3 protein-coding genes are annotated in these 5381 nt (G+C 77.6%); 1 reads left to right on the top strand and 2 read right to left on the bottom strand.

The genetic code is table 11. From position 1 onward, the window contains the following. Positions 1-295: 295 nt before the first annotated feature. The gene (locus tag RKE29_RS12405; RefSeq protein ID WP_312005246.1) at positions 296-1921 is read right to left on the bottom strand and encodes a methylmalonyl-CoA mutase family protein; all 1626 of its coding nucleotides are present in this window, start codon (positions 1919-1921) and stop codon (positions 296-298) included. A 258-nt stretch (positions 1922-2179) separates the two neighbouring features. On the opposite strand from RKE29_RS12405, the gene RKE29_RS12410 reads away from it, so the two are divergent. Then, entirely contained in the window at positions 2180-3070 is an 891-nt protein-coding gene (locus RKE29_RS12410; protein ID WP_312005247.1) for a L,D-transpeptidase family protein, read from the top strand. 1492 nt (positions 3071-4562) lie between these two features. On the opposite strand, the gene RKE29_RS12415 is transcribed toward RKE29_RS12410, so the two are convergent. After that, a partial coding sequence (locus RKE29_RS12415) for a hypothetical protein (RefSeq protein WP_312005248.1) occupies positions 4563-5381 on the bottom strand: 819 nt, incomplete at its 5' end.

Consider the following 5381-nt stretch of genomic DNA (forward strand, 5'->3'; position numbering starts at 1 on the left):
GGCCCCGGCAGACCGCCGGACCGTCTCCCCGGGCCGCCAGGCGGCCACCGCGGGCCGCCGGGCGGCGTCGGGCCCCCGCCGGACGGCACCCGGCACGGGCGGCGGGCCCGGTTCCCTCCGGTGACGGCCCGACGCCGTCCGGTGAGGGCCCGGTGCCGTCCGGTGAGGGCCCGGTTCCCTCCGGTGACGGCCCGACGCCGTCCGGTGAGGGCCCGGTGCCGTCCGGTGAGGGCCCGGTTCCCTCCGGTGACGGCCCGACGCCGTCCGGTGAGGGCCCGGTGCCGTCCGGGCCCGCTCAGCGGGCCGCGTCGGAGGGGACGTGGACACCCCACACCTCGCGCAGCGCGTCGCAGACCTCGCCGACCGTGGCGTGCGCGGCCAGCGCGTCCCGCATCGGGTACAGCACGTTCACCGTGCCCTCGGGCGCCCGGGCCGCCTCCTTCAGCGCCGTGAGCGCCGCCGCCACCGCCGCGCCGTCCCGCCCGGCGCGCAGCCGCGCGAGCCGGGCCGCCTGCCGGGCCGCCACCCCCGGGTCCGGCCGGTGCGGCGCGGGGGCGGGCCCGCCGGCCGGGCCCTCGGCGGCGCGGTCCGGGTCCGTCCCGGTGAAGCGGTTGACGCCGACGACCACCCGGCGGCCCTCCTCGGTCTCCCGCGCCACCCGGTACGCCTCCCGCTCGATCTCGGCCTTCTGGAAGCCCTGCCGCACCGCCTCCACGGCCCCGCCCAGCTCCGCCACCCGCCGCATCAGCGCCACCGCCGCCTCCTCGACCGCGTCGGTCAGCGACTCCACCGCGTACGACCCGGCGAACGGGTCGACGGTCGCGGTCAGGTCCGTCTCGTGGGCCAGCACCTGCTGGGTGCGCAGCGCCAGCCGGGCGGAGTGGGCCGACGGCAGGGCCAGGGCCTCGTCGTAGGCGTTGGTGTGCAGCGACTGCACGCCGCCCAGCACGGCCGCCAGGCCCTGGAGCGCCACCCGCACCAGGTTGACCTCCGGCTGCCGCGCGGTGAGCTGCGCGCCCGCGGTCTGCGCGTGGCAGCGCAGCCGCTGCGCCCTCGGGTCGCGCGCGCCGAACTCCTCGCGCATCACCCGCGCCCAGATCCGCCGGGCCGCCCGGAACTTCGCCACCTCCTCCAGCAGCGTCGTCCGCGCGACGAAGAAGAACGACAGGCGCGGCGCGAAGTCGTCCACGTCCAGGCCCGCCGCGCGCGCGGTACGGACGTAGGCGATGCCGTTGGCGAGGGTGAAGGCCAGCTCCTGGGCGGGCGACGCGCCGGCCTCGGCCAGGTGGTAGCCGGACACCGAGATCGCGTTCCACCGGGGAAGCTCGGCACGGCAGTAGCGGAACACGTCGGCGGTCAGCCGCAGCGAGGGGCCGGGCGGGAAGATGTACGTGCCGCGCGCGATGTACTCCTTCAGGATGTCGTTCTGCACGGTCCCGGCCAGCCGGTCGCCGGGCACGCCCCGCTCGTCGGCGACCAGGTGGTAGAGCAGCAGCAGCGCGGCGGCCGGCGCGTTGATGGTCATGGACGTGGAGACCCGGTCCACCGGGATGCCCCGCAGCAGCAGCCGCATGTCCTCCAGCGAGTCGACGGCCACCCCGGCCCGGCCGACGTCGTCGCGGGCGGCGGGCGCGTCGGAGTCGTAGCCCATCTGGGTGGGCAGGTCGAAGGCCACGGACAGGCCCGTGCCGCCGTGCGCGATCAGCCGGCGGTAGCGGGCGCCCGCCTCGGCGGCGGTGCCGAAGCCCGCGTACTGCCGCACGGTCCAGGGCCGGGCCGTGTACATCGCGGGATACACCCCGCGGGTGAAGGGGTACGCGCCGGGCGCGCCGAGCCGGTCGGCCGGGTCCCAGCCGGCCAGCGCCTCCGGCCCGTACACCGGCTCGATGGGGAACCCCGACTCCGAGTCACGACGCGCCACCGCCTCTCGCCTCCTTACCCGAGCGGGCCGCGGCCCGGCGGATCCGGCCCCGGGCGCGGCCGGACGGGCCCGGCCCGAGGTCGCCACCCGGCGGCCGCCCTGGCGTGCGGGCGGCATCCGGGAGAGGATCCGGACGGGGTCCTTCCTCTCAGCATGCGCCAGGGTTCGCGAGGCGGCAGCCCCGGGCAGCATGCAATACGGCGGAAGACCGGGAAACAGGGGAACCAACGGGGAACACCGGGAAACAGGGGGCGTGACATGCGCCGTAAGGCGTTGATACGGACAGCGGCCATCACCGCGGCCGCGGCCGCGCTGGCCACTGGCTGCAAGACCACCGAACTGCAAGGCGGCGCGGGCAGCTCCGGCACACCGCGCCCGGCCCAGACCACGCGGGCCGGCGAACCCACGCGCGCCGCGCCCGCCCGCACCCACCACCGGCCCGCGCACCGGCCCCGCGTCCACCGCACCACGCCGCCGCGCACCCCGAGCCCGCCGCGCCGAACCGCCCCGGCCGCGCCCGCGGCGGTCGTCGCGCCCGGCACCAGCGGCGAGCGGGTGCGCGAGCTCCAGGCGCGGCTGGCGCAGCTCGGCCTGTTCGGCCGCAACCCGACCGGCTACTACGGCACGGTCACCCAGACGTCCGTACGGTCCTTCCAGCGCGGCCACGGCCTGCCGGCGACCGGGTCGGTCGACCGGCGCACGTGGGCGGCGCTGCGCGGCGCGACGCGGCCGCCCACGCGGGACGAGCTGCACCCGCCGACCACCAACCCCCTGGCCAAGCCCGACCCGCGCTGCCTGACCGGGCACGTGCTGTGTATCAGCAAGACCAGCCGCACGCTCGCGTGGATGATCGACGGCCGGGTCGCGGCGGCCATGGACGTGCGCTTCGGCTCGCAGTACACGCCGACCCGCGAGGGCCTGTTCACGGTGGACTTCAAGAGCCGCGACCACGTGTCGACGATCTACCACACCGCCATGCCGTTCGCGATGTTCTTCAGCGGCGGCCAGGCGGTGCACTACTCGGCCGACTTCGCGGCCCGCGGCTACAGCGGCGCCTCGCACGGGTGCGTGAACGTCCGCGATCGAGCCAAGATCGCCGCGGTGTTCGACCAGGTGCGGGCGGGCGACAAGGTCGTCGTCTACCGGTAGCGGGCGGGCAGCGGTCCGCCGGTGCCCGGGGCGGGTGCCGGTTTCCGTGGTTTCCGGGGCCAAAACGGACCGGCCGGCCGAGGACGGCCGGCCGGTCACCCGTGGGGACGGGGGTTTTCACAGTGGCTGGGGAGAAAGGCGCGGACAGGGCCGGGGGAACGGACCCTGCCCGCGCCAGGTTGCGCGGTGCCGCCGGTACGGGGGGAACCTCGGCTCCCGCGCGGCCGATGACCAGTCGGCCCGCTCATTACAGCGTCACCCCGGGGAAAAACGTCACACCCTGACGCGCGATCCTCGTCACGTCGCTCTCGGAACCGGCCTCCGGCCGACCGCGCCCGGCCCCGGGAACCGGCCTCCGGCCCCGGCCGACGCCCGCTCACCGGGCCGTTTCCCGGCCCGGCCCGACGGGGGACGAAGGTCCCGGGAGGGACACGCCGTCCGCGCCGACGGGGGCCGGCCCGCGCGCGCACGGTCCGCGGTGCCCCGCACGGGCCCGCCGGGACCGTAGCCGTGACCGTATACGAACCGTACGAACCGGAGGCCGTACGGGGCAGGGGCGCGGCCACCGCGCGGCTCCGGCGACGAGCCGCCGCGGGTCGGGGATCGTACGGGCCGGGAGACGGGCCGCCGTACGGGCCCGGGAACGGGCCGCCGTACGGGCCGGGGAACAGGCCGCCATACGGGCCGGGGAACAGGCCGCCATACGGGCCGGGGAACAGGCCGCCATACGGGCCGGGGAACAGGCCGCCATACGGGCCGGGGAACAGGCCGCCATACGGGCCGGGGAACAGGCCGCCATACGGGCCGGGGAACAGGCCGCCATACGGGCCGGGGAACAGGCCGCCATACGGGCCGGGGAACAGGCCGCCATACGGGCCGGGGAACAGGCCGCCATACGGGCCGGGGAACAGGCCGCCATACGGGCCGGGGAACAGGCCGCCATACGGGCCGGGGAACAGGCCGCCATACGGGCCGGGGAACAGGCCGCCATACGGGCCGGGGAACAGGCCGCCATACGGGCCGGGGAACAGGCCGCCATACGGGCCGGGGAACAGGCCGCCATACGGGCCGGGGAACAGGCCGCCATACGGGCCGGGGAACAGGCCGCCATACGGGCCGGGGAACAGGCCGCCATACGGGCCGGGGAACAGGCCGCCATACGGGCCGGGGAACAGGCCGCCATACGGGCCGGGGAACAGGCCGCCATACGGGCCGGGGAACAGGCCGCCATACGGGCCGGGGAACAGGCCGCCATACGGGCCGGGGAACAGGCCGCCATACGGGCCGGGGAACAGGCCGCCATACGGGCCGGGGAACAGGCCGCCATACGGGCCGGGGAACAGGCCGCCATACGGCCCGGGAGACGGGCCGCCATACGGGCCGGGAGACGGGCCGGCGCGCGCGACTCGGCGCCGCTGCTCGCCCCACGCGCGGGGCGGACGATCAGGTCGAGGGCCGCCCGGCGCACAGGCCGCGGCCCGCCCGGGGATGCTCAGGCCGGGTCCGGGGCCGGCGTCGGGGACCCGCTGGAGCCGGTACCAGTACCGGTGCCGGGGTCGTCGGTCGCGGACGGGCTGGGCGACGGCTCGCCCGGAGACGGCGGCGGGGGCGGCGGAGGCGGGGGCGCCGGGGTGCCCGTCGGCTCACCCGTGGCCCCGTCCTCTTTTCCCGCGTCCTCTTTCCCGTCGTCCTCTTTTCCCGTCCCGCCGGACTCCGCCTCGGTCCCCTTCGTCGACGCGCCGCCGTCGCCGCTGCCGCCCGCGCAGTAGCCGCGGATCGCGGATCTGCCGCCCGCCGCCCGCTCCAGCTTGTGCAGCGACTTCGCGTCGAGGTCCGAGCCGCCGCCGTCCTGGGACGCCAGGTACTGGCGGCAGAGGGCGGCGGTCCGGCCGTCGGCGTCCTTGGCGCCGCCCTTCCGGCCGTCGCCGCCGGCCGCGCCCTCGCTCCCGGCGCCGTCGTCCGTGGGCTTGCCGCCGTCGCCCTTGCGGCCCCGGTCGCCGAGCGCGCCGCCGTCCGATCCGGAGTCGGTGCTGCCGCCGTGCCGCGGCCCGCCTCTGGCATCGTTGTCGGCCGCGCCGGGCCCGGCGCCGGACAGCGCCTGGCGGTCCTTGGCGATCGGCGTGCCGCCCGGCTGTCCCGCGGTCGCGCTGGCCACGGGTCTGGGCTCACCGGCCCCCTTGCCGAACGGGGCGTGCAGGATGCCCGTGCCCGCCGCCACCGCGACGCCGCCCAGCGCGCACCCGGCCAGCGCCGCGACCACGCCGAACCGCAGCGGGGGCCGCAGCCGCGAGCGCGCTCCGGCCGCGGCGGG

The sequence above is a fragment of the Streptomyces sp. B1866 genome (assembly GCF_031932565.1).
Lineage (GTDB): Bacteria > Actinomycetota > Actinomycetes > Streptomycetales > Streptomycetaceae > Streptomyces.

Excerpts from the sequence above, each read along its gene's own strand:
- RKE29_RS12410 (WP_312005247.1), top strand. The coding sequence starts at position 2,180 with ATGCGCCGTAAGGCGTTGATACGGACAGCGGCCATCACCGCGGCCGCG.